Annotated in this window: 20 protein-coding genes; 10 read left to right on the plus strand and 10 right to left on the minus strand. The window is 68.0% G+C overall.

Annotation, left to right across the window (positions count from 1 at the left end):
* The first annotated feature begins 190 nt into the window (after window positions 1-190).
* Complete coding sequence (locus MAA8898_RS15100) at window positions 191-466, plus strand: hypothetical protein (protein WP_094021866.1); 276 nt, start codon at window positions 191-193, stop codon at window positions 464-466.
* A 96-nt stretch (window positions 467-562) separates the two neighbouring features.
* Here MAA8898_RS15100 and prfB read toward each other — a convergent pair whose 3' ends face one another.
* The 5 genes from prfB to MAA8898_RS15125 form a co-directional block, all read right to left on the minus strand.
* Window positions 563-1,687, minus strand: coding sequence for a peptide chain release factor 2 (prfB, locus tag MAA8898_RS15105; RefSeq protein ID WP_094021867.1), 1,125 nt, complete (start codon window positions 1,685-1,687; stop codon window positions 563-565).
* 166 nt (window positions 1,688-1,853) lie between these two features.
* Window positions 1,854-3,134, minus strand: a complete 1,281-nt coding sequence (locus MAA8898_RS15110; protein ID WP_094021868.1) for an MFS transporter — start codon at window positions 3,132-3,134, stop codon at window positions 1,854-1,856.
* 188 nt (window positions 3,135-3,322) lie between these two features.
* A complete protein-coding gene (locus MAA8898_RS15115; RefSeq protein WP_094021869.1) occupies window positions 3,323-5,860 on the minus strand; it encodes a penicillin-binding protein 1A in 2,538 nt (845 codons plus the stop codon).
* A 103-nt stretch (window positions 5,861-5,963) separates the two neighbouring features.
* On the minus strand, window positions 5,964-7,169 hold the full coding sequence (locus MAA8898_RS15120; protein ID WP_094021870.1) for an N-acetylmuramoyl-L-alanine amidase: 1,206 nt from the start codon (window positions 7,167-7,169) through the stop codon (window positions 5,964-5,966).
* A gap of 106 nt (window positions 7,170-7,275) precedes the next feature.
* On the minus strand, window positions 7,276-8,421 hold the full coding sequence (locus MAA8898_RS15125) for a pyridoxal phosphate-dependent aminotransferase (protein ID WP_094021871.1): 1,146 nt from the start codon (window positions 8,419-8,421) through the stop codon (window positions 7,276-7,278).
* A 57-nt stretch (window positions 8,422-8,478) separates the two neighbouring features.
* Here MAA8898_RS15125 and MAA8898_RS15130 point away from each other — a divergent pair, with 57 nt between their 5' ends.
* The 3 genes from MAA8898_RS15130 to MAA8898_RS15140 are packed head-to-tail and all read left to right on the plus strand — an operon-like array spanning window position 8,479 to window position 11,080.
* Entirely contained in the window at window positions 8,479-9,807 is a 1,329-nt protein-coding gene (locus tag MAA8898_RS15130; protein ID WP_094021872.1) for a M48 family metalloprotease, read from the plus strand.
* 29 nt (window positions 9,808-9,836) lie between these two features.
* On the plus strand, window positions 9,837-10,610 hold the full coding sequence (locus MAA8898_RS15135) for a DsbA family protein (protein WP_094021873.1): 774 nt from the start codon (window positions 9,837-9,839) through the stop codon (window positions 10,608-10,610).
* Window positions 10,610-11,080: a hypothetical protein gene (locus MAA8898_RS15140; RefSeq protein ID WP_094021874.1), complete on the plus strand. Its 471-nt coding sequence runs from the start codon at window positions 10,610-10,612 to the stop codon at window positions 11,078-11,080. Before MAA8898_RS15135 ends, MAA8898_RS15140 begins: the two co-directional genes overlap by 1 nt.
* A 1-nt stretch (window position 11,081) precedes the next feature.
* On the opposite strand, the gene ispG is transcribed toward MAA8898_RS15140, so the two are convergent.
* From ispG to hemA, 3 genes are all read right to left on the minus strand, one after another.
* Window positions 11,082-12,227 (minus strand): flavodoxin-dependent (E)-4-hydroxy-3-methylbut-2-enyl-diphosphate synthase, encoded by a 1,146-nt coding sequence (ispG, locus tag MAA8898_RS15145; protein WP_094021875.1) that lies wholly within the window; start codon window positions 12,225-12,227, stop codon window positions 11,082-11,084.
* 92 nt (window positions 12,228-12,319) lie between these two features.
* The gene (locus tag MAA8898_RS15150; RefSeq protein ID WP_094021876.1) at window positions 12,320-14,194 is read right to left on the minus strand and encodes a helix-turn-helix domain-containing protein; all 1,875 of its coding nucleotides are present in this window, start codon (window positions 14,192-14,194) and stop codon (window positions 12,320-12,322) included.
* Window positions 14,195-14,314: 120 nt separating this feature from the next.
* Entirely contained in the window at window positions 14,315-15,538 is a 1,224-nt protein-coding gene (gene hemA / locus MAA8898_RS15155) for a 5-aminolevulinate synthase (RefSeq protein WP_094021994.1), read from the minus strand.
* Window positions 15,539-15,861: 323 nt separating this feature from the next.
* Here hemA and MAA8898_RS15160 point away from each other — a divergent pair, with 323 nt between their 5' ends.
* The 5 genes from MAA8898_RS15160 (at window position 15,862) to MAA8898_RS15180 (ending at window position 19,619) form a co-directional block, all read left to right on the plus strand.
* Complete coding sequence (locus MAA8898_RS15160; protein ID WP_094021877.1) at window positions 15,862-16,194, plus strand: 5-aminolevulinate synthase; 333 nt, start codon at window positions 15,862-15,864, stop codon at window positions 16,192-16,194.
* A 79-nt stretch (window positions 16,195-16,273) separates the two neighbouring features.
* Complete coding sequence (locus MAA8898_RS15165; protein ID WP_094021995.1) at window positions 16,274-16,828, plus strand: sigma-70 family RNA polymerase sigma factor; 555 nt, start codon at window positions 16,274-16,276, stop codon at window positions 16,826-16,828.
* A complete protein-coding gene (locus tag MAA8898_RS15170) occupies window positions 16,825-17,493 on the plus strand; it encodes an anti-sigma factor (protein WP_094021878.1) in 669 nt (222 codons plus the stop codon). The genes MAA8898_RS15165 and MAA8898_RS15170 overlap by 4 nt, the downstream gene beginning before the upstream one ends.
* A 62-nt stretch (window positions 17,494-17,555) precedes the next feature.
* Window positions 17,556-18,926, plus strand: coding sequence for a M20/M25/M40 family metallo-hydrolase (locus MAA8898_RS15175; protein ID WP_094021879.1), 1,371 nt, complete (start codon window positions 17,556-17,558; stop codon window positions 18,924-18,926).
* A 147-nt stretch (window positions 18,927-19,073) separates the two neighbouring features.
* Window positions 19,074-19,619 (plus strand): hypothetical protein, encoded by a 546-nt coding sequence (locus MAA8898_RS15180; protein WP_094021880.1) that lies wholly within the window; start codon window positions 19,074-19,076, stop codon window positions 19,617-19,619.
* A 3-nt stretch (window positions 19,620-19,622) separates the two neighbouring features.
* Here MAA8898_RS15180 and MAA8898_RS15185 read toward each other — a convergent pair whose 3' ends face one another.
* Entirely contained in the window at window positions 19,623-20,498 is an 876-nt protein-coding gene (locus tag MAA8898_RS15185; RefSeq protein ID WP_094021881.1) for a glycosyltransferase family protein, read from the minus strand.
* 110 nt (window positions 20,499-20,608) lie between these two features.
* Between MAA8898_RS15185 and MAA8898_RS15190 the strand changes: the two genes are divergently transcribed.
* A complete protein-coding gene (locus tag MAA8898_RS15190) occupies window positions 20,609-21,358 on the plus strand; it encodes a hypothetical protein (RefSeq protein WP_094021882.1) in 750 nt (249 codons plus the stop codon).
* Here MAA8898_RS15190 and MAA8898_RS15195 read toward each other — a convergent pair.
* Complete coding sequence (locus tag MAA8898_RS15195; RefSeq protein WP_094021883.1) at window positions 21,349-22,617, minus strand: glycerate kinase type-2 family protein; 1,269 nt, start codon at window positions 22,615-22,617, stop codon at window positions 21,349-21,351. The two genes, MAA8898_RS15190 and MAA8898_RS15195, sit on opposite strands and share 10 nt — an antisense overlap.
* Window positions 22,618-22,635: the final 18 nt, after the last annotated feature.

Below are 22,635 nucleotides of genomic sequence, written 5' to 3' on the forward strand. Positions count from 1 at the left end.
TCCCCAGACCGCATCCGGCATTCACTAAAGGCGATATGTCATCGCCCGGCAAGATGCCTCTCAGTTAGAAGTTTGTTGACGGCCCTGTCCCAGACGACGTTGATCCGCAGAGAGAGATCATGCCAGCCGCTCACAACCATTCCATGCGAACCGCGGATTCGGCCTGCGGACCGGAGACGTCCCCGCGCTGTTGTGCGAACCCGGCGACTTTCACCGCCCGCGCACCGCGCTCAGCGACATGCGCGCCGCCTTTCCCCAGGGTCCGGAGGGGGACCAAGCGCCGCCGTGGATGCTCTGCCCGGGTCTGCCGCGCACCAGCATCGGCTGGCAGACCGGCCAGGGCCACGCCGCACTGACCCGCTTTGCCGTCTGGTTCGGCGCACAGTCCGCCCAGGCCCGCGCCGCCCTGCGCCTCCGGTTCCCCGAACCTGACGGCTGGCACGGCGACTACGACAGCCCGACGTAACCTGCCGCCACGCACCCCGGTTTCTTCTGGCCGAAACTATCCCGGGGGAGTCGCGCATCGCGCGACGGGGGCAGCGCCCCCTCCTGCCTGCCCGCGTCAGTCCTCGGCGCGCGCATCCGCCCGGCTCTTGCCGGACACGTTCATCGCCAGCGTCGCCGCCATGAAGGGATCCAGGTCGCCGTCCAGCACGCCGCCGGTATCGGCGGTCTCGTACTGGGTGCGCAGATCCTTGACCATCTGGTAGGGCTGCAACACGTAAGACCGGATCTGGTTGCCCCAGCCGGCATCGCCCTTGGCCTCGTGAAGGGCATTCACCTCGGCGTTGCGCCTGTCCAGCTCCATCTGGTAGAGGCGCGATTTCAACGCTTTCATGCAGTTGTCACGGTTCTGGTGCTGCGACTTCTCGGACGAGGTCACGACGATCCCGGTGGGAATGTGGGTGATCCGCACCGCCGAGTCGGTGGTGTTGACGTGCTGGCCGCCCGCACCGGACGACCGGAAGGTGTCGATACGGATCTCCGACGGATTGATCACCACCTCGATGTTGTCGTCAATCACCGGGTAGGCGCCCACGGCCGCAAAGGAGGTCTCGCGCGTGCCCTTGCCAAAGGGCGAGATGCGCACCAGCCGGTGCGTGCCCGACTCGGACTTCAGCCAGCCATAGGCGTTCGGCCCCTTGATCTGGTAGGTGGCGGACTTGATGCCCGCCTCGGCGCCGGCCTGTTCTTCCTGCAATTCCACCTCGAACCCGCGCTTTTCCGCCCAGCGGACGTACATCCGCGCCAGCATCTGCGCCCAGTCGCAGGCCTCGGTGCCGCCCGCGCCGGCCTTGATTTCGAGAAAGGCGTCGTTGCCGTCGGTCTCACCGTTCAGCAGCGCCTCCAACTCTTTCTGCGCGGCCTTGGCGGCCAGCGCCTTTAGGGCGGCTTCGGCCTCGGCGACGATATCGGCGTCGTCCTCCATCTCGCCCAGTTCGATCAGCTCGATCTGGTCCGAAAGCTCCTGCTTCATCGAGGTGTAGGTCTCCATCGCGTCGACCAGCTGCTGACGCTCGCGCATCAGCTTTTGCGCCGCGGCGGGATCGTCCCACAGCTTGGGGTCCTCGACGCGGGCGTTGAACTCTTCCAGCCGGTGCTTTGCCGTCTTCCAGTCCAGCCGCTGCGCCAGGAGGTCGAGCGACTTCTCGATCTTCTCCACGTGGTTCTGGGTCTCTGCGCGCATGTTCGTCTCGGTCCTGTTGGGGTCCCCTCGGGTGACGCGTGATACCAACTGGGCCGGGGACGGGCAAGACAGCGCGGCCGCTTCGGCGCCCCCGACCGGACAATTGACGGGGCGCCGTCCGCGGCCGACCGTCCGGGCGCCGCGACCTGGACCCGCCCTGCCCGGCTCATTCCGCCGCGGGGCGGAGGCGGTCCGGCAGCGGGTCGGTCCCGTCCGCGTCCTCTTCGAGGTCGAGGCCGTCGGGCGCGGGCCGGGCGCGGCCCAGCCTCGGGTGCAGCTTGCCCGCCAGCCGCCAGGCGATCAGGCTGGCCACCCCGGCGGCCGCAAAGATGCCCGACAGCGGCGCCACCAGCAGCACCAGCCAGGCCAGCCCTGGCGTCGCGATCCCGGACACGTCACGGAACGAGGAATAGACCGCCGACATCTCGGTCCGCTCAGATGGCTTGACCGCCATCAGGAAAGGCAAGCCCGCGCAGATGTCCAGCACGATGAGGAAAAAGCTGCACGCGAACAGCACCGCGACCGTCAGCGTCGGCGGCATCAGCCCCGCCCCCGCCACCAGGAACAGCAGTCCGGCGGTCAGAAAGGCCGAGCGCACCGAGGTCCGGATCGACACCCGCTGCATCCAGCGCAGGATGAAGGGCGACAGGAACAGCCCCGCGTTGGTGATGGATTGCAGCCCGCCGCCCAGCTTGTCGCCCAGGCCGTTCTGCACGCAGTAGATCGGCATGTAGACCACGTAGGCCCACCAGCCGCAGGACCGGATCACCGCGAACAGCCAGCCCGCCACCAGCCGCTTTTGCCGGAAGAACCGCCCGAGAAAGGCGAGCGGGTTCGGTGCCGGACGCCGCGCGCGGGTGATCAGCTTGCCGTTGCCCAGCCGCATGTAGAGGAACATGCACAGCATCCCCAAGGCCGCCGTGGCCGATACGACAAAGGGCGCCGGGGCCCACCAGCTCCACAGCATGACGCCCAGGAACGGCCCCACCGTCCAGCCAAGCGCCGAGTAGAACAGGCGCAGGGTCTCGCTCTTGCCCAGTTCGATCCGGGCGATGTAGTCCAGCACGTAGGCGTTGAAGCAGACAAAGGTGGTGACGGTCGAGGTGGCGTGCAGCGCCAGTGCCAGCACCGTGAACTGCGGCCCGCCCACCATGGCCGCCGCAGACCCCAGGATGAACCCGCTGGCCCCCGCGGAATACAGCCAGCGGCGCGGCACGAAGCGGTTGAGCCAGGGCACCAGCAACCCGGTGAACAGCGACAGCACCCCGACGGCGAAATAGACCGAGCTGACCGTCGCCGCATCGCCGAGCGCGTCGTACATCGCCACCGGGAAGACGGCGATCAGGATGCCGCGCACCATCGCCTCGAACCCCGCCAGACGGGCAAAACCGCGCACCGAGGGCGCGGGCGCGTGGCGCAACCATTCGGGGATTCGGCGTTCGAACATCGGAACCTGAGGGCACGTTACGCGCGCCAGATTGGCCGCGACGCCGCCGCGATCTGCGCCAGAGACGACATTCGCGGACAAAAGCGACGGTTTTCGCCGCAAATCACGGCAAAGCGCCGTTTCCCGCCCAGGCGCTCCGGGACGGCCGGATCAGGGAGGACACCCCTGACCGGACCGTTGCGACAACGTCAGTAGAGCCCGCCCGAGGTCAGCGTGCCGAACCCCGCCTTGGGCCCGACAATCGCCCTCTCGCCGGTTGACGTGGTGACTTCCTTCGCCACCGTGCTGCCGTCCGGCTGGATCACGTCGAAGGTGCCGGAGATGGCAAAGCCGCCGTCGAACATGATGCCGAAGATCGGCTCTTCGCCCGCGCGGAAACATTCGGCCACGACGTTCGCGCCCGAGGCGTCGTCCGACAGCCGCGCGCCGGAGAAGCGGTCGATCTTGATGAACTGGCACTCGGACGGCACCTTGAACGGGCCGCCGCCGTATTTCTTGACCGCGGCCTGCATGAAGGTGTTGAACACCGGGCCGCACAGCCCGCCGCCCGACGCACCACCGCCCAATGAGCGCGGCGTATCGTAGCCGATGTAGCAGCCCGCCACGATGTTCGAGGTGAAGCCGACGAACCACACGTCCTTGGCGTCATTCGTGGTGCCGGTCTTGCCCGCCGTCGGCACCGAAAGGTTCACCGTGCGGCTGGCGGTGCCGCGCTGCACCACGCCTTGCAACATCGACGTCAGCTGATAGGCGGTGACGGCGTTCATCACGCGCTCGCGCTCGTCGACGATGGTCGGGCTCTGGCCCGCGGGCAGGTTGGGGTCCGCACAGTCGACGCAGACCCGCTTGTTGCCCTCGGCCCGTTCATGCGAATAGACGGTTTCGCCGTAGCGGTCCTGTACCCGGTCGACCAGCGTCGGCTCCACCCGCTCGCCGCCGTTGGCGAACATCGCGTAGGCGGCGACCATCTTGAACAGCGTGGTCTCTCCGGCGCCCAGCGAATTGGCCAGCACCTGGTCCATGCGGTCGTAGACGCCGAATTTCTCGGCATAGGCGGCGACGATGTCCATCCCCACCTCCTGCGCCAGCCGGATGGTCATCAGGTTGCGCGACTGTTCGATGCCGGTGCGCAGCGGGGTCGGCCCGTAGTAGCTGTTGGAGGCGTTCTTCGGCCGCCAGATCTCGCCCCCGGTGTTGATCTCGATTGGCGCGTCGACGACGATCGTTGCCGGCGTGTAGCCCGAATCCAGCGCCGAGGCATAGACGAAGGGCTTGAAGCTGGAGCCCGGCTGGCGCTGCGCCTGGGTCGCACGGTTGAACACCGAATCCTGGTAGGAAAAGCCGCCCTGCATGGCGATCACGCGCCCGGTGTGGGCGTCCATCGCCATCAGCCCGCCCTGCACCTCGGGCACCTGCCGCAAGGTCCAGCGCATGAAGGCGCCGTCGCTGTCCTGGGTCATGGCGCGCACATGGACCACGTCGCCCGGTTTGAAGGTGTCCGTCAGGCTGCCCCTGAACCACTCGGTGTCGCTGCGCGGCACGGTCGTTCCGCGCGGATCGTCCAGCGCCACGTCCTCGATGCCCAGCAGCAGCGAGTCGTTGCTGACCTCGCGCACCACGGCGACGTGCCAGGGGTTCTCCAGCACGATGTCGCGGGCGACGCGCACATCGGCCAGCGCGGCGCGCCAGGCGGCCTCGTCGCCCAGGGTGTCGGCCGGGATCGTCTTGCCGGTGCCGCGCCAGCGGCCCAGGGAGCGGTCGAAGTTCTCCAGCGCCACGCGCAGCGCGGACGCGGCCTCTTGCTGCATTTCCGGGTCCAGCGTCGCGCGGACCGAGTAGCCGCCGGAAAAGAACTGCTCTTCGCCAAAGTCGCGGCTCAGCTGGCGGCGAATCTCGTCGGTGAAATAGTCGCGCGGCGGCAGGCTCTCCTGATAGGGCGCGTAGTCACCGTTCTGCACGGATTTCAGCGGCAGTGCGCGCTCGGCCTCAAAGGTGGCCTCGTCGATGTAGCCGTTTTCGTACATCTCGCGCAGCACGAAGTTGCGCCGCTCCAGCAGCCGGTCCTTGCGCCGCACCGGGTGGTAATCCGACGGCGCCTTGGGCAAGGAGGCCAGCATCGCCGCCTCGTGCGGAGCCAGTTCCGCCAGGCTCTTGTTGAAATAGACCTGCGCGGCGGCGGTCACGCCATAGGCGTTCTGGCCGAGGAAGATCTCGTTGAGATACAGCTCCAGGATCTTTTCCTTGGACAGCGCGGTTTCGACCCGGCTGGCCAGCATGATTTCCTTGATCTTGCGTTCCGCCTTGCGGTCGCCCGACAGCAGAAAGTTCTTCATCACCTGCTGCGTGATCGTCGAGGCGCCGCGCACGTCGCGCCCACGGGTGCGCACCGCGTCGATGCCCGCGGCGGCAATGCCGCGCAGGTCATAGCCCTGGTGGGTGTAGAAATTCTTGTCCTCGGCCGAGATGAAGGCATTCTTGACCAGGTCGGGGATTTGCGCGGCGGGGGTGAACAGCCGCCGTTCCTGAGCGAATTCGTCGATCACCTGGCCTTCGGTGGAATAGATCCGGCTGATCGTCGGCGGGGAGTATTGGGCCAGGTGTTCGTGGCTGGGCAGGTCGCGGCCATACATCCAGAACACCGCGCCCACGGTCAGCGCGACCATGGCCATACCCATGGTGACGACGGTGAAGATCCCGCCAAAGAACGAAAAGATGAAACGCAGCACGCGCGGCCCCCGGTTTTGCCGTGTCCAGCCCTCACTATAAGCGTTCCGGCCCGCCGTCAAAACACAAGCGCGCGGGGTTTTGCCGATGCCCTGACGGGTGAGCCTATTGCCGCCGCAGCCCGGACAGCGCCGCGTCCTCGATCAGCCAGGCGGCGATGCCGTCGCGGATGCCCGCCGCCATGCCGGCGCGCCAGGCCGGATCGCGCAGGTTCCTCAGGTCCTGTTCGGTGGACAGGAACCCCACCTCGATCAGCACCGAGGGGATGTCAGCCGATTTCAGCACCGAAAAGGCCGCCTGCCGCAGCGGGTCCTTGTGGACATGCCCCATCGAGTTGCGGATACCGTCGACCAGGTGCCCCGCCAGCGCCTGGCTGCGCGGCGTGTTGTCCAGCCGCGCCAGGTCCATCAGGATCTGCGCCACGCGGTCGTCCGACCCTGACAGATCGAGCCCCGCCAGCAGGTCGTCACGGTCATGCCGTTCGGCCAGCGCGGCCGAAGCCGCGTCCGAGGCGTCCTCGGACAGGGTGTAGACCGCCGCGCCCCGGGCGACCCCCTCCAGCAGCGCATCGGCGTGCAAGGAAATGAACAGGTCGGCCTGCGCGTCATGCGCCTGCTTGACCCGCCCTTCGAGCGAGACAAAGCGGTCCTCCTCGCGGGTCAGCACCACCTTGTAGTCGCCCGCCCGCAGCAGGACCTCACGCAGGTCCAGCGCGAATTGCAGCATCAGGTCGGCTTCGGTGACATCGTCGCGCTGCGCGCCGGGGTCGATGCCGCCGTGGCCCGGGTCCAGCACGATGGTCAGCGGGCGATCCGGGTCAGGCGCGGTGCGGCGGGCGACCGGCCGCATCCGGACCCAGGCCGGATCGGGCGGCTGACCGGCGCGCGCGGCAAAGGCCTCCGGCGCGCCCGGCGCCAGCGCGACGCGCAACTCGGCCCCGGCGCCGTCGGGCTGAACGCGCATCTCGGCGCTGTTCACCACCAGAGGCACTGTCAGTTCGGCCACCAGACGCGACCAGCCGGGCCGGAACAGCCCCATGCGCAGCTCGGTCACGGCCTCGCTCTGGTCGATGGCGCGGGGGTCCGCCTCCTGCCAGTCGACCTCGCTGAAGTCGATCACCAGCCGGTAAGGGTCAGTCAGGGTGAACAGCCGCCAGGGCACGCCCTGCGACAGGCCCAGCGTCAATTCGATGCCGCCGCTGCGGTCCTCCAGCTGCGCCTTGGTCAGCCGCACGAGGCCCGCGGCCTCCTGCGCCGCCAGCGTGCCCGCCCAGAGGCAAGCCGCAAGTAGTATGCTCAGGACCCTGCTCATCCGCCCCGTTCCCGGTTGTTTTGCGCCACCCTAGCAGGGCGACCGCCGCCGCGCACGCCCAAGTTACGTGTCCGGGACCCGCCCGTCCCGGCCTTGCGTCGGGACCTCACCCGCGCGCCGCCATGAACGCCGTCAACCGCGTCAGCCCTTCCTCGATGTCCGCCGTCGCGCGGGCATAGGAAAACCGCAGGGTGCCCGCGCCCCGCTGCGGGTCAAAGTCCAGCCCCGGCGTGACCGCCACCCCCGCCACGTCCAGGATCTCGCGCGCGAAGGCCCGGCTGTCGTCGGTCAGGTGGCTGACATCGGCATAGACGTAGAACGCCCCGTCCGGCGGCGCGATGCGGTCGAAGCCGGCCTTGGGCAGCCCCTCCAACATCAGCGCGCGGTTGCGGGCATAGACCGCCATGTTGGCCTGCAATTCCTCACCCGCGTCCATCGCCGCCAGGGCCGCCACCTGCGCCGCGTGGGGCGCGCAGATGAAGAAGTTCTGCGCCAGCCGCTCGACCTGGCGCACCAGGTCGTCGGGCACCACCAGCCAGCCGACGCGCCAGCCGGTCATCGAGAAATACTTGGAGAAGGAGTTGATCACCACCACGTCGTCGCTGATCTCCAACGCGCTGACCGCGCGACGCTCGTACTCGATGCCGTGGTAGATCTCGTCCGACAGGAAGGCCGCTCCACGCGCCTGCGCCGCCTCGACCAGCGCCGACAGCGCCGGTTTGTCCAGCATCGTGCCGGTGGGATTCGCCGGGCTGGCGACCATCAGCCCCTCGTAGTCGATCCCCACCAGGTCCTGTGGCGTCGGTTGCAGGCGGTTCTCCGCCGAAGTCTGCACCTCGACCGGGACCAGTTCCAGCGCCTTGAGGATCTGCCGGTAGGACGGGTAGCCCGGCGCCCCCAGCGCCACCCGTTCGCCCGCGTCGAACAGCGCGGTAAAGGCCAGGATGAAGCCGCCCGACGACCCGGGCGTCACGATGACCCGCGCCGGGTCCAGGTCCAGCCCGTACCATTCCTTGTAGAGCAGGGCGATGCGGGCGCGCAGCGCGGGCAGACCCAGCGCCACGGTGTAGCCCAGCGGGTCGCGCTCCAGCGCCGTCGCCAGTGCCTGCCGCGCCGCCTGTGGCGCAGGGGTGCCAGGCTGGCCCACCTCCATGTGGATGATCCGTCGCCCGGCGGCCTCGGCCTGCCGCGCCGCCTCCATGACATCCATCACGATAAAGGGATCAACCGCTCCGCGCCTTGAACTCCGCATGCCTGCCTCTCTACTGTGCCGCCCAAGTGCCTTACGAGCGCAAGGAGTGCCCCGTCAATGTTCCGGACCAGGATCCTGTCCCGGCTGATCGCCATGGTCCTTGGCCTGTCGCTGATCGCTGCCGCGCCCGTGCGGGCGGCGACAACCCTGCTGCGCGACGCCGACATCGAACATGCGCTGCGCCAGCTGGCCGCGCCGGTGCTCAGCGCCGCCGGTCTCAGCCCGCAGCAGGTGCGGATCGTGCTGGTGGACGACGACTCGCTCAATGCCTTTGTCGCCGACACGCAGTACATCTTCATCCATTCCGGGCTGATCATGCGGCTGGACAGTGCCGCGGCGTTGCAGGCCGTCATCGCGCACGAGGCGGCGCATATCGCCAACGGCCACATCACCCGGCGGCTGGGCAACATGCGCGCCGCGCGCAACGCCGCCGGTCTCGGCATGGTGCTGGCCGCCGCCGCCGCCGCCGCGGGCGCCAACAGCCAGGCCGCCGCGGGTTTCGCCATCGGCTCGCAAAGCTCGGCCATGCGGATGTTCCTGTCGCACACCCGCGCCGAGGAAACCGCCGCCGACCTGTCGTCGATCCGTTTCATGCTGCGCGCCGGGATCGACCCCAAGGGCGCGCTGGAGGTGCAACAGATGTTCCGCGGCCAGGAGGCGCTGTCCGCCGGCCGCCAGGACCCCTACCTGCGCACCCATCCGCTGACCCGCGACCGGCTGCGCGCGCTCGAAGGGATGGTCGCCGGGCAAAAGAGCCCGCCCGCCGATCCCGCAGCGCAATACTGGTTCAAGCGCGCGCAGGGCAAGCTGACCGCCTTCAAGCGCGCGCCGTCCTGGACGCTGCGACGGCTCAAGGACAGCGGCAGTCAGGACATCGCCTACATGCGCGAAGCGGTGGCCCACCACCGCCAGTCCGACATGAAAAAGGCGGTGGCCGCCATCGACCGCGCCATCGCCCTGCGCCCGGATGACCCTTACCTGCTGGAGCTGAAGGGCCAGATCCTGCTGGAATCGCGCCAGTTCGCCGCCGCCGTGCAGGTCTACCAGGCCGCCTCCAGCCGCGCCCCGCGCGAGGCGCTGATCCTGGGCGGGCTGGGCCGCGCGCTGCTGGCCACCGGCAACTACAGCCAGGCGCTCAAGGCGCTGGAGGCCGCGCGCGGGCGCGATTTTTCCGATCCGCGCATCCTGCGCGACCTGGCCGTGGCCTATGCCAAGACCGGCCAGCCGGGCCTTGCCTCGGTCGCCACCGCCGAACGCTATGCGCTGTCCGGCCGGATGAAGGATGCCGCCCTGCACGCCAACCGCGCGCTGGGCCAGTTGCCGCGCGGCTCTGCCCCGTGGCAAAGGGCGCAGGATGTGGTAATCGCCGCCGAACAATCGAAATGACCTCTTTTTCAGCCTTTCCAGGAGACCCCATGCCCCGCACACAGACCATCCTGCGCAGCACCGCCCTTGCCCTCAGCCTGCTGGCCGCGCCGATGGCGCAGGCCCAGGACGTGCCGGCCTTCGATTTCGACGCGATGACCCCCGAGCAGCAGGCCGCCTTTGGCGCGCAGGTGCGCAACTACCTGCTGGAAAACCCGCAGGTGATCATGGAGGCGGTGGCCGTGCTGGAAGCGCGGGAGAAAGACGCGCAGGAGGCGCAGGACGTGGCCCTGGTGGCCGACAACATGGACAAGCTGGTCAACGACGGGTTTTCCTTTGTCGGCGGCAACCCCGAGGGCGATGTGACCGTGATCGAGTTCATGGACTACCGCTGCGGTTTCTGCCGCCGCGCGCATCCGGAAGTCGAGGAGCTGATCTCCTCCGACGGCAACATCCGCTACATCGTCAAGGAATTCCCGATCTTGGGCGAGGCCTCGATGATCTCGTCGCGCTTTGCGCTGGCCACGCTGATCGTCGCCGGGGAGGAAGCCTATGAATCGGTGCGCAGCGCTTTGATCACGCTCGAGGGCAACCCGGGCAACGGCCCGCTGCGCCGCATCGCCGAGACGCTGGGCCTGGACGCCGACCAGATCATGGCCGAGATGGGCAGCGAGGAAATCACCCGCCGCATCTCCGAGACACGCGCGCTGGCGCAGGCGTTGAACATCAACGGCACGCCCAGCTTTGTCTTTGGCGAGCAGATGGTGCGCGGCTACGCGCCGTTGCCGACCATGCAGCAGATCGTGGCGCAAGAACGCCAGTAATGTCGCGCGTCCTCGTGGCGCTGACCCTCGCCGCCACGGCGGCGGGGGCGCAGACCGCGTCGGACAGCGGGCCGGGTGCCGATTTCCGCGCGCGGCTGAAGGCGCTTCAGACTCCCGCGCCGGTGATCGCCGATCCCTACGCCGAGGACATCGCCAGCGACCTTGCCCGCATCGCCGCCGAGGACAGCCTGTTCGACCCGTCGCGCACGGGGTTCGGCCCGGACGGCGTTCCGGTGATCGCGATCCTGACCGGCCCCGATTGCCCGGACTGCGCCGCCGCGCTGACCGCGCTTGAGGCGCTGGTCACGCGCCTTGGGGTCCGCGCCGCTGTCGTGGACACCGCGCACCCCGAGGACGCCGCGATCATGACGCGGCTGGGGCTGGACACGCTGCCCTCCTACGTCATGCCCGACAGGCTGATCCGTGGCGACATGCCGGTCCTAGTGCTGGAGCGTTACCTGAGCGAGTGACCTACTCGGCCGCTTCGGTTGCCTTGGCCGCTTCGGCGGCCTCGCGCGCCTCGATCTCGGCGGCCTTCTTCTCAACCTGCTCGACGATGTGCTCGACCATCTGGTCGTTGGACAGCTTGTGGCTGGCCTTGCCCGCCATGTAGACCATGCCCGACCCGGCACCGCCGCCGGTAAAGCCGACATCGGTCATCAGCGCCTCGCCGGGGCCGTTCACGACGCAGCCAATGATCGACAGGCTCATCGGCGTCTTGATGTGTTCCAGCCTCTTTTCAAGGGCTTCCACGGTCTTGATCACGTCAAAACCCTGCCGCGCACAGGACGGGCAGGAGATGATGTTGACGCCGCGGTGGCGCAGGCCCAGCGATTTCAGGATCTCGAAACCGACCTTCACCTCCTCGACGGGGTCCGCCGAAAGAGACACGCGGATCGTGTCGCCGATGCCCATCCACAAGAGGTTGCCCAGGCCGATCGCGCTCTTGATCGTGCCGGACATCAGCCCGCCCGCCTCGGTGATGCCCAGGTGAATCGGCGCATCGGTCAGGTCGGCCAACTTCTGGTAGGCGGCGGCGGCCATGAAGACATCGGAGGCCTTGCAGCTGATCTTGAACTCGTGAAAGTCGTTGTCCTGCAGGATCTTGATGTGATCCATGCCGGAGTCGACCATGGCATCGGGACAGGGTTCGCCGTATTTCTCCAGCAGGTGCTTTTCCAGGCTGCCGGCGTTCACGCCGATCCGGATGGAGCAATTGTTGTCGCGCGCGGCCTTGATGACCTCGCGCACGCGGTCCTGGCTGCCGATGTTGCCGGGGTTGATGCGCAGGCAGGCGGCGCCCGCCTCGGCGGCCTCGATTCCCCGCTTGTAGTGGAAATGGATGTCGGCAACGATCGGCACCGGGCTTTCGCGCACGATCTCGCGCAGCGCACGGGACGAGTCCTGATCCGGCACAGACACCCGGACGATGTCGGCACCCGCATCAGCTGCGGCCTGTATCTGTTTGATCGTGCCGGGAATATCCGTTGTGACGGTGTTGGTCATGGTCTGCACCGAAATCGGTGCGTCCCCGCCGACCGGGACATTTCCCACCATGATCTGGCGGGACTTGCGGCGATAGATGTTGCGCCACGGGCGGACGTGATTGAGGCTCATGCGCTCCGGTCCTGTGTTAACTCAGGTTTACGCCATAGATAGCGCGGCGCGCATCCTCAGACCAGCGTCTGGACGGCCGGACGCGGCCGAATTCACTGGTTCTGAAGCTGGAGTTCCGCGACGACCTTGGCAAGGGTCTGGTTGCGCGTCAGATCGGCCACCTGCATCTTGCTCTGGATCTCGCCGGCGTCGAGCGCGAGGTTGCGCCCGAACTGGCCGCTTTCGCCGTAGGGTCCGTAGGTCTGGCCGTTGACGGCAAAGAACACGCCCCCGGCATTGCCCGAAAAGATCGTCGCCGGCTGGTCGGTCTGCGGCACGGCGTAGGTTTCACCCGCCTGCAGGGTCCGCGCGAACAGTTTCTGCCCCGAGGGCGAGGTCACCTCGACCCAGGTTTCCGCCGTGGCGACAACCGTGATCCCCGGCGTAGGGGTCGCGGTCACGCGCGGGGCGCCGGGCACGGCGGGGGCCTCGGCGGGCGCGACGGGCTGTGCGGCGGCCAGGGCGGCCGGGCGCGCGACCGGGGTCAGCGTCGGTTCGGCCGGCGCGGTTTCGGTCGGGGTCAGGTCGGCCAGCGTCAGCGGGCGCGATGGGCCCATCATGGGTTGCAGCGGCACTGCCGCCGACAACGCGGGCGCGGCCGGGGCGACGGGGGCCACAGGGGCGGCGGGTGCCACCGGTGCCGCCTGCGCAAGTTGCGTTTGCGGCTGCGCTTGCGGCGCGGAAAGACCCAGGTTGGTCAGCGCCGCCACCAGATCGCGGTCCTTGTCCAGGTCGGCCGGGGCGTATTTGGCCACCACGTCAGTGGCGACCAGCGAGACATTGCCGGTTACCCGGCCGGGCGCGCCGGTCGGCCCGTAGGTCTGGCCATCGACGTTGAAGTAGACGGCACCGGATTCGCCGACGCGGATGCGCGGGTTCACGGTGCCTTGCGGCACGGCAAAGGTCTCGCCGGCGTTCAGAACGCGCGAGATCAGCACACCGCCGGTTTCCGACCGCACCTCGACCCAGGCCGGGCGGGCGGCGACGACGGTCACGCCCCGCGAGGCAGTGAGCAGCGGCGTTGTCTCCGCGCGCGTCGGAACCGCATCCCGCGGCAGCACACCCTCGGCCACCAGCCGTTCGGCCAGGGCCGCGGCGGCCAGCGAACTATCCTGTACGTTCGGCAGGCGGCCCGAGCCGTTGCGGGCAAAGACGCCCACGCTGTCCGGGTCCAGCGACGAGATCGGCGCATCCCGCGCCACCAGCACAGGCACATCCAGCGCCTGCGGCCGGTACAGCCGGTCAAACGCCTCGGTGGTCGGCGGTGTGAACAGCCCGGCCTGCTGGACCGGGTCATCCCCGGTGGCGGCGGGCGCCATGGCGGCCTGAAGCGGGTCCAGTTCGCTCAGCACGATCGGCGTCTGGTCCACCGGCGTCACCTGGACGCGCTGGACCTCCTGCAAGACAAAGTAGCCGCCGTAGCCGATGCCGCCCAGCAGCGCCAGCAGGACGATCGACGACCCCAGCGCGCCCGGTTCGATCCGGGACAGCAGGCTGTCGCGCGCGGGCGCGAAGGGCATGCGGGGTTCGGCCAGGGAATCACGCGCGCGCGGGCGCGGCTTGTCGTCACCCGGCTTGGGCTTGCGCACGACAGAGGCGTGCTGCGACATGCCATGCGCGACGGAAAACCCGCTTTCGGCGCAGAAATGGGCAAAGGCCTCGTCCGGGTCCATCCCGAGGTAACGGGCATAGGACCGGACATAGCCGGCGATGAAACCGGGCGTGTCAAAGGCGGAAGGATCGCAGTTTTCGATGGCCGCAATGTAACTGGCCTTGATGCGCAGTTCACGTTGCACATCAAGTAGCGACTTGCCCATCGTCGCCCGTTCACCGCGCATGACATCGCCCAACTTCAGGGTGAAGTCATCAAACCCCTGAGGTGCGCTGTCTTCCGTCTTGTCACGGTGTTGGGTTTTGCGCCCGATCATCCGCGGCTGCCCCATCCTGTTACTGTCCGTGCCTGCCCGCCCGGACTTCACGATTCGCTCGGCCCGGTTATTGCGGTCAGCTTAACACAACTCAAGTGTTTTGACAGGATAACGGGGGGTTCAACCCGCCAGTTCAGCGCGATTCAGCGCACAGTGGCTCCAGAGTTCATCCATCGCCTTAACAAGCCGGTCCATTTCCCTGGGTCCGTGCACCGGCGACGGCGTGAAGCGCAGACGCTCGGTTCCGCGCGGAACGGTGGGGAAGTTGATCGGCTGGACGTAGATGCCGTAGCCCTCCAGAAGCATGTCGGACAGCTTCTTGGTGTGGACCGGATCGCCGACGATCACCGGCACGATGTGGCTGCCGTGGTCGATGATCGGCAGGCCCATGCCCTTGAGCCGCAGCTTGAGGATGCTGGCCTGGGTCTGATGCCGCTCGCGCAGCGACTGGTCGGTCTTGAGCCAGGCGACCGAGGCCGCCGCCCCCGCCGCCACCGCCGGCGGCAGCGAGGTGGTGAAGATGAAGCCCGGCGCATAGGAGCGGATGGCGTCGCACATCTTGTGGCTGGCGGCGATGTAGCCGCCCATCACGCCGTAGGCCTTGGCCAGGGTGCCGTTGATGATGTCGATGCGGTGCATCAGGCCGTCACGTTCGGCCACGCCGGCGCCGCGCGGGCCGTACATGCCCACCGCGTGCACCTCGTCGATGTAGGTCAGCGCGCCGAATTCGTCGGCGAGATCGCAGATCGCCTCGATCGGGCCAAAGTCGCCGTCCATCGAGTAGATCGATTCAAAGGCGATCAGCTTGGGCGCGGCGGGATCGTCGGCCTCCAGCTTGGCGCGCAGATCGGCCAGGTCGTTGTGCTTGAAGATGCGCTTGGCGCCACCGTTGCGGCGGACACCCTCGATCATCGAGGCGTGGTTCAGCGAATCCGAGTAGATGATCAGGCCTGGGAACAGCTTGGGCAGGGTGCTCAGCGTCGCATCGTTGGCGATGTAGGCCGAGGTGAACAGCAGCGCCGATTCCTTGCCGTGCAGGTCGGCCAGCTCGGCCTCCAGCCGCTTGTGCCAGACCGTGGTGCCCGAGATGTTGCGCGTGCCGCCCGAACCGGCGCCGGTGGCGTCCAGCGCCTCGTGCATGGCGGCCAGGACAACCGGATGCTGGCCCATGCCCAGGTAATCGTTGCCGCACCAGACGGTGATCGGCTTTTCCGAACCGTCCGGCTTGCGCCAGATGGCATGGGGGAACTGGCCCTTCTTGCGCTCGATATCGATGAAGGTGCGATAACGGCCTTCCTTGTGCAGGCTGTTCAGGGCGTCATCCAGTTTTGCCGTGTAGTCCACCGGCATCCTCCTTCTGCTTTCGGCCTGACCCGTGGGCCAGTCGATCCGGGCGCGTCGCTTATTCAATTTCGTGAATAACTAAAGCGCAACTTCTCTTGTGTCTACCGTTTAGGACCGGACCAACGGTCGCATCCTTGATCTGCGTCAAGACATACGCATGACAACGGCACCCGGACGGTACGCAATGTCGCATATCGGAAACATCAAAACCCGGATCGCGCCCCGGAGCAAGGTCAGGAATGACCGACTTGGCCTCACAACCGCAGGATGTAGAATGAATCCACACTCCATCACGGTTTCCTTTGCAAAGCACGGTATTACCCATGGTTCCTCTTGTCTTTCCGCTTTTTTCCCCGCCCGTTCTCGTCCTGCTGACCGCCATCGGCTATGTCGTCGCCACCGTCGGCATGAAGGCCGCCGCCTCCGGATTTCACGTCGCGGGGGTCTGCATCGCACTGACGGGTTTCACACTGGCCTTTGCCGCCGAGGTCGCGCTGATGCGCGTGACCCACCTGTCGGTGCTCTACATCGCGATTCTCGCCGTGGAAACGGTTTTGGTCCTGGCCTTCGCCGCCAGCATCGGCGAGGGATTCGACCTGCGGCAGGGGGTGGGCGCGGCGCTTGTGTTGGCCGGGTTGGTGGTGGTGGCGACCTGATCGCCCGCCCGACACGCGCTTTTCATTTGCAGCCCCGGCCCGAACATGATCGCATCGGCGCATGAACGGACGGGGCAGCATGACAACGCGCGCGGACATCGAAGACCTGATCGCGCGCACCGCCCTGCGCGACCGGGCCGCTTTTGCCGCGCTCTACGATGCCACCAGCGGCAAGCTGCTGGCGATCTGCCTGTCGGTGCTGAAGGACCGCGAAGAGGCCGAGGACACGTTGCAGGAGGTCTACCTGCGCGTCTGGAACAAGGCCGGACGCTATGCCGTGACCGGGCACAGCCCGATGACCTGGCTGATCACGCTGGCGCGCAACATCGCCATCGACCGGCTGCGCGCCCGCCGCCGCGCCACCGGCGACCGCGCCGAGACCGAGACCGAGACCGACAGCCTGCCCGACGCGCGGCCCGGACCGGAGGCGGCGACCATCGCCGCCTCGGAAAGCCGCCGCATCGTCGATTGTCTGGGCCAACTGCCGGATGAACGGGCCGAGGCGGTGCGCGCCGCCTACCTGGAGGGTGACAGCTACGCCGACCTGGCGCAGCGGTTCGCGGTGCCGCTGAACACCATGCGGACCTGGCTGCGGCGCAGCCTGCAAAGCCTGAGGGAGTGCATGTCGCGATGACTGCGGATCTGCCCTTCGTGCCGGACGAGGACGACCTTCTGGCCGCGGAATACGTGCTGCGGCTGCTCGACCCCGACAGCCAGCAGGCTGCGGCGCGGCGGGTGCGCGAGGATCCCGCATTTGCCGCCCGCGTCCACGACTGGGAGGCGCGGCTGGCCGCCATGGCCGAGGACCTGGCCCCGGTGCCCCCCGCGCCACGGTTGCGGCAACAGCTGCTGGCCCAGGTGGCCGGCGCGCCCGAAGGCCGATCGCGCCGCTGGTGGCTGGGCGCCGGCCTGGGACTCGCCACGCTGGCCGCACTGATGATGGTGTCGCCGCTGCCCCTGCTGTGGGGCCGGTCCTACACGGCGCTGCTTGCCTCGGCCGACGGCACCTTGCGGCTGGAGGCGCGGGTGGCCGGGGACGAAATCACCCTGGCCCGGGTCGCGGGCAATGCCCGCCCCGGCCGGGTGCTGGAACTCTGGCTGATCGCCGAAGGCGCCCCTGCCCCGGTGTCGCTCGGCGTGCTGCCCGAATCCGAGGTGATCGCCATCACCCTGACCGATACCCTGGTGGCGCAACTGGCCGGCGGAACGCTGGCCATTTCGGACGAACCGCCCGGCGGCTCCCCCACCGGCGCGCCGACCGGCGACATCCTCGCCGCCGCGCCGCTGGTCGCGCTCTGAGCGCGACTGGACAGCCCCCGGCCCCGGTCCTAGGCTCCGCCGCAAATCCAACAGGAGTTCCCATGTCCCTCGACGCCACCCTCGCCCGCATCGACGCCGACCTGCCTGACGCGCTGGACCGCCTGATGGCGCTCTTGCGCATCCCCTCGATCTCGACCGATCCGGCCTATGCCGCGCAGTGCAAACAGGCCGCCGACTGGCTGGTCGCCGACCTGCAAGGCCTGGGAATTGCGGCCGAGTCGCGCGCCACGCCCGGGCATCCGATGGTTGTCGGCCATGTCGAGGGCGACGGCCCGCACGTGCTGTTCTACGGACACTATGATGTGCAGCCGGTGGACCCGCTGAACCTGTGGCACCGCGACCCCTTTGACCCCGCGATCGAGGACACCCCAAAGGGCCGGGTGATCCGCGCGCGCGGAGCGGCGGACGACAAGGGCCAGCTGATGAGTTTTGTCGAGGCTTGCCGCGCCTGGAAGGCGGTGCACGGCACCATGCCCTGCCGCATCACCTTCTTCTTCGAGGGCGAGGAAGAGTCCGGCTCGCCCTCGCTGATCCCCTTCATGGAGGCGCACAAGGACGAGTTGAAGGCCGACATCGCGCTGATCTGCGACACCGGCCTGTTCGAGTCGCGCGTGCCGGCGATCATCACCCAGCTGCGCGGGCTGCTGGGTGAGGAGATCCTGCTCACCGGGCCGGACAAGGACCTGCATTCCGGCATGTACGGCGGTGCCGCGATCAACCCGATCCGCGTCCTGACCAAGGTGCTGGCCAACCTGCACGACGACCGGTGCCGTATCCAGGTGCCGCATTTCTACGATGGCGTGCCAGAACTGACGCCAGAGATGCAGGCACAATGGCAGGCGCTGAACTTTGACCACGCGGCTTTCCTGGGTGACGTGGGGCTGTCGATCCCGGCGGGGGAACAGGACCGCTCCGCGCTCGAGATGATCTGGTCGCGGCCCACGGCCGAGATCAACGGCATCAAGGGCGGCTACACCGGCGACGGGTTCAAGACCGTGCTGCCGTCCAAAGCCTCGGCCAAGGTCAGCTTTCGCCTGGTCGGCCAGCAGGACCCGCACAAGATCCGCGCGCATTTCCGGTCCTGGGTGCAGGCCCAACTGCCCGAGGACGTGAAGGTCGAGTTCCACGGCCACGGCGCGTCACCTGCCGGGCAGATGACAACGACCCATCCCGCCTTTGAATCGGCGCGCGCCGTGCTGGGCGCGGAATGGGGCCATGAGGCGGCCTTTGCCGGCTGCGGCGGCTCGATCCCGGTGGCGGGCTACTTCAAGTCGATTCTCGGCATGGATTCGATGCTGGTGGGTTGGGGCAAGGATGACGACCAGATCCATTCCCCAAACGAGAAATACGACGTCGAGAGTTTCCACAAGGGCATCCGCAGCTGGGCGCGCATCCTCGACGCGATCCGCTGAGGCACTCTGGCCGGCCCCGCCATTGGCATCGCCACCGGGGCCGGCCGCCTTGTTAAAATCCTGTTCATCTGCGTGACAAAACCATGGTTGCAACCGGATCATGCCCCGATCCTGCCCAAATCGGCGGCTATCCCGAACACCATGAGCATGACACATCGCAACTACACCCTCCGCAAGCAGGACCACGGCGACTTCAGCCGCCGGGTCAAACGCATCGATCCCCGCTTTTTCCGCATGGGGGACCGCGCCTACGCCAAGGACGAGACCAAGCCGCATGTGCTGGGCGCCGCGCTGATCGGCTTCGGCTGGGCCTACAGTGTCGCCGCCATCGGCAACGGACGCGGTCACATCGAGGCTTCGCTGCGCCAGGGAACCCTGTCCGCCGAGGCGCAACACTGGATCCTGTCGGCACTGGCCGCCGTGCTGGCCGCGTCGCTGGTGATGCTGGCCGTGCACATGGTCCGCGTGGCGCTCACCCGGGGCGCGCGACGCCGCAATTCCCGCGCTCTGCTGTCGGGCGCGGTGCTGGCCTTTGCAATGTTCTACATGCCCGCTGCGGTCTGGGACACCGGCTTTGCCCTGCTCGACGGACGCTCGCAGAGCTTCCTGGCCGCCGCCGGCGCGCTGGTCGAGGACAGCCTTCCCGCGCTGAACATCAACACCATCACCTTCGCCACGTCGCGCGGGTTCTGACGGTCAGATCACGCCATGAAAACGATCGGGCAGGACATACTGCCCGTCGTAGTCCGGCCGCTTGAAGGCAAAATACCCGGTCTCGCCGCGCGGCGCCCAGCTGCGCGCCATGCGCTGCCGCACCCAGCCCAGGTCAAAGCCCTCGTGCACCGGCAGCGCGCCGAAGGCCTCGAAAACGGCGCGGTCCTCGCCGCGCGCCTCGGCGAACCAGTGCCGCCCGATGGCAGCCTCCCGGATCCCCACGCCCACCTCCTGCGTCACCCGGTTTCGGGCGTTCATGGTGCTGACGTAATTGCCGAAATCGCAGAACTTCAGGTGAAACAGATACAGTTCATCCGGCGCGATCAGCTGGTCGAACTGGGTGAAATGCCCACCCCGCGCGATCTTGGCGCCGTGGCTGAGGATGCAGGGCTTGGAATAGTGCGGCGCCAGCCGAACATGCCGGCGCGGGCCCAGGATCGGCCCGGTGATCTCATCGGTTTCCAGGTCGATGCGGTGGATCACCTCCAGCCCCAGCGGCGTCAGCACCCGCTTGCCCCGCTGCCCGCGCAGGTAGTCCAGCAGGCTGCCACCCTGCGCCGGGTCGACCACCACCAGTTCGTCGACATCGCCGACGACAACGTGGGTGTAGTAGCAGCGCAACCCCTGCACCAGGTTGTTCAGCATGCGCCAGCGCTTCATGTCGAAATTTGGATGAGGATCGCCTGGTATCCCGATGATATTGCAGCCTTCGGCCAGGCGCGCCACCTCTTCGCCCCGGCCGTGGTTGACGATGTAGCAATTCTCGCGCCCGAAGGTTTCGCCGTAGTGGCGCAACCAGGCCTTGAGGAAGAACGCATCCTCCCGCACCATGGTCAGCGCCGCCGCCACATTCTGCATCTGCCCGCGCCTCATGCCGTTGTTTTGCCGCAAGCCTAGCGCAGGTTGTCGAGGCGGGGAATCGCATTCTGACGCGGCTCCACCCGCCGCGCAACCGACAGGCTGACCCGATGATCGACCCGGACTTTGTCGAAACCGGCCTCCAGATCGCCCTGAGGCACGCCCCGCCGACCCGGTTCCAGGTCTTCGGCGAACGCTCTTCGGGCACGAATTTCGTCAAGCGCCTCGTGGGACGCAACACCGCGATGACGCCGATCGAGGACCTGGGCTGGAAACACGGCTTTGTGCAAATGACGGCGATCCCCGGCGACGTGGCGATCCTGTGCACGGTGCGCGACGCGCGCGCCTGGGCGCTGTCGATGCACGCCAAACCCTGGCACTGCCCGCCAGACATGCAGGCGCTGGCCTTGCCCGATTTCCTGCGCGCCGAATGGGCCACCGTGGCCGATCACAAGCGGTATTTTCCCCAGGTCGGCGCCCTGGGCGGAACCGGCATGCCGCTGCAACAGGATCGACACCCACTGACCGGGATGCCCTTCGCCAACCTCTTTGCCCTGCGCCGGGCCAAGCTGGAGGCGCTTCTGTCCTTCATGAACCGCGGTTGCACCGTGGCCCTGATCCGGATGGAAACCGTGCAGGCCGCGCCCGAGGCTTTTGTCGATGCGCTGCGCAGAGGTCTGGGCCTGCCCCCGCCGGACACGCCGTTCCGCCCGGTGATCAAACGGCTGGGGTCAAAGTTCCGCCCCGCCGTGACGCCCCGGCCGGACACGCCGGCGGCGCTGGCCCCGGATGACCTCGCGTTGCTGCGTCGCCAGGTCGACCTTGGGACCGAGACCGCGCTGGGCTACGATTACGCTTGAGGGTCGATCAGGATCGCCCTGAAATCGTTGACATTCGTCCCGGTCGGCCCGGGAGCGTAGATATCCCCCAGCAGCGAAAACGCGCCGTAGGGGTCCTGCCGGCGGACAAAGCCGCGCGGGTCCTCGCCCCTGGCTCGCAACCGCCCGAAGGTCCCGCCATCGGCAAAGGCGCCGGCGTTGTCCTCGGTCCCGTCGATGCCGTCGGTGTCAGCAGCCAGCGCGGTGATGCCGGGCAGGTCCTCGATGCCCTCGGCCAAGCCCATCAGAAAGGCCGTGTTGCGCCCGCCGCGCCCGGGATCGGTGCCCAGTGTGACGGTCGTCTCGCCGCCCGACAGCACCACCACCGGCGCGCGGAACGGCCTTCCACGCAGGGCGACCTCGCGTGCGATGGCGGCATGCACCCGGCCCACGTCATGCGCCTCGCCCTCGATGGCGTCCGACAGGATCACAGCCGGCACGCCTTGCGCCTCGGCCCGTGCCGCCGCCGCCTCCAGCGACAACCGGGCCGAGGCGATGACCTTCACCTCGTTGCCCGCAAAGCGCGGATCGTCGGGCAGCGGCGCGGCGCTGGCATCACTTGAGATATGTCGCATAATCGCCTCTGGCAGAACGATCTTTCGCGCATCTATCATGGCCAGAGCCTGCGCGCGGTCTACCCGGTCCGGCACCGTGGGGCCAGAGGCGACCTGCGCCGGGTCGTCCCCCGGCACGTCCGACACCACCAGCGACACCACCCGCGCCGGATGCGCCAGTGCCGCCAGCCTTCCGCCCTTGATCCGGCTGACATGCTTGCGGATCGCGTTCATCACGCCGATCGGCGCGCCCGAGGCCAGCAGCGCGCGGTTCAGCGCCTGTTCGTCCGCAAGTGTCAGCCCCTCCGGCGGGGCCGGCAACAGCGCCGAGCCGCCACCGCAGACCAGCGCCACCACCAGGTCATCCGCCGTCAGCCCCGAGACCGCCCGCATCACCGCCGCGCTGGCCTCCAGCCCGGCGGCATCCGGCACCGGGTGCGAGGCCTCCAGCACCGGCAGGTGGCGGCAGGGTGCGGCATAGCCGTAGCGCGTGACCACCACCCCCTCGACCGGATCGCTCCACAGCGTCTCGAAGGCGGCCGCCAGTTGCGCCGCCCCCTTGCCAAGCGCCACGACCACCGTCCGCCCCTTTGGCCGCGCGGGCAACGCCCCCTCGAGCGCCTTCATCGGGTCCGCCGCCGTCACGGCCGTCTCGAACAACTCGGTCAGAAATCGCCTCGGCTCCATGCCGTCACCCTGCTTCTT

Source organism: Antarctobacter aquimaris (assembly GCF_900184945.1).
In the GTDB taxonomy this organism is placed as follows: Bacteria; Pseudomonadota; Alphaproteobacteria; order Rhodobacterales; family Rhodobacteraceae; genus Maliponia; species Maliponia aquimaris.

Excerpts from the sequence above, each read along its gene's own strand:
- prfB (WP_094021867.1), bottom strand. The coding sequence starts at position 1,687 with ATGCGCGCAGAGACCCAGAACCACGTGGAGAAGATCGAGAAGTCGCTC.
- MAA8898_RS15190 (WP_094021882.1), top strand. The coding sequence starts at position 20,609 with ATGATCGACCCGGACTTTGTCGAAACCGGCCTCCAGATCGCCCTGAGG.
- MAA8898_RS15130 (WP_094021872.1), top strand. The coding sequence starts at position 8,479 with ATGTTCCGGACCAGGATCCTGTCCCGGCTGATCGCCATGGTCCTTGGC.
- MAA8898_RS15140 (WP_094021874.1), top strand. The coding sequence starts at position 10,610 with ATGTCGCGCGTCCTCGTGGCGCTGACCCTCGCCGCCACGGCGGCGGGG.
- MAA8898_RS15165 (WP_094021995.1), top strand. The coding sequence starts at position 16,274 with ATGACAACGCGCGCGGACATCGAAGACCTGATCGCGCGCACCGCCCTG.
- ispG (WP_094021875.1), bottom strand. The coding sequence starts at position 12,227 with ATGAGCCTCAATCACGTCCGCCCGTGGCGCAACATCTATCGCCGCAAG.
- MAA8898_RS15180 (WP_094021880.1), top strand. The coding sequence starts at position 19,074 with ATGACACATCGCAACTACACCCTCCGCAAGCAGGACCACGGCGACTTC.
- MAA8898_RS15195 (WP_094021883.1), bottom strand. The coding sequence starts at position 22,617 with ATGGAGCCGAGGCGATTTCTGACCGAGTTGTTCGAGACGGCCGTGACG.
- MAA8898_RS15150 (WP_094021876.1), bottom strand. The coding sequence starts at position 14,194 with ATGATCGGGCGCAAAACCCAACACCGTGACAAGACGGAAGACAGCGCA.
- MAA8898_RS15120 (WP_094021870.1), bottom strand. The coding sequence starts at position 7,169 with ATGAGCAGGGTCCTGAGCATACTACTTGCGGCTTGCCTCTGGGCGGGC.
- MAA8898_RS15185 (WP_094021881.1), bottom strand. The coding sequence starts at position 20,498 with ATGCAGAATGTGGCGGCGGCGCTGACCATGGTGCGGGAGGATGCGTTC.
- MAA8898_RS15175 (WP_094021879.1), top strand. The coding sequence starts at position 17,556 with ATGTCCCTCGACGCCACCCTCGCCCGCATCGACGCCGACCTGCCTGAC.
- MAA8898_RS15160 (WP_094021877.1), top strand. The coding sequence starts at position 15,862 with ATGGTTCCTCTTGTCTTTCCGCTTTTTTCCCCGCCCGTTCTCGTCCTG.
- MAA8898_RS15135 (WP_094021873.1), top strand. The coding sequence starts at position 9,837 with ATGCCCCGCACACAGACCATCCTGCGCAGCACCGCCCTTGCCCTCAGC.
- MAA8898_RS15125 (WP_094021871.1), bottom strand. The coding sequence starts at position 8,421 with ATGCGGAGTTCAAGGCGCGGAGCGGTTGATCCCTTTATCGTGATGGAT.
- MAA8898_RS15170 (WP_094021878.1), top strand. The coding sequence starts at position 16,825 with ATGACTGCGGATCTGCCCTTCGTGCCGGACGAGGACGACCTTCTGGCC.
- MAA8898_RS15110 (WP_094021868.1), bottom strand. The coding sequence starts at position 3,134 with ATGTTCGAACGCCGAATCCCCGAATGGTTGCGCCACGCGCCCGCGCCC.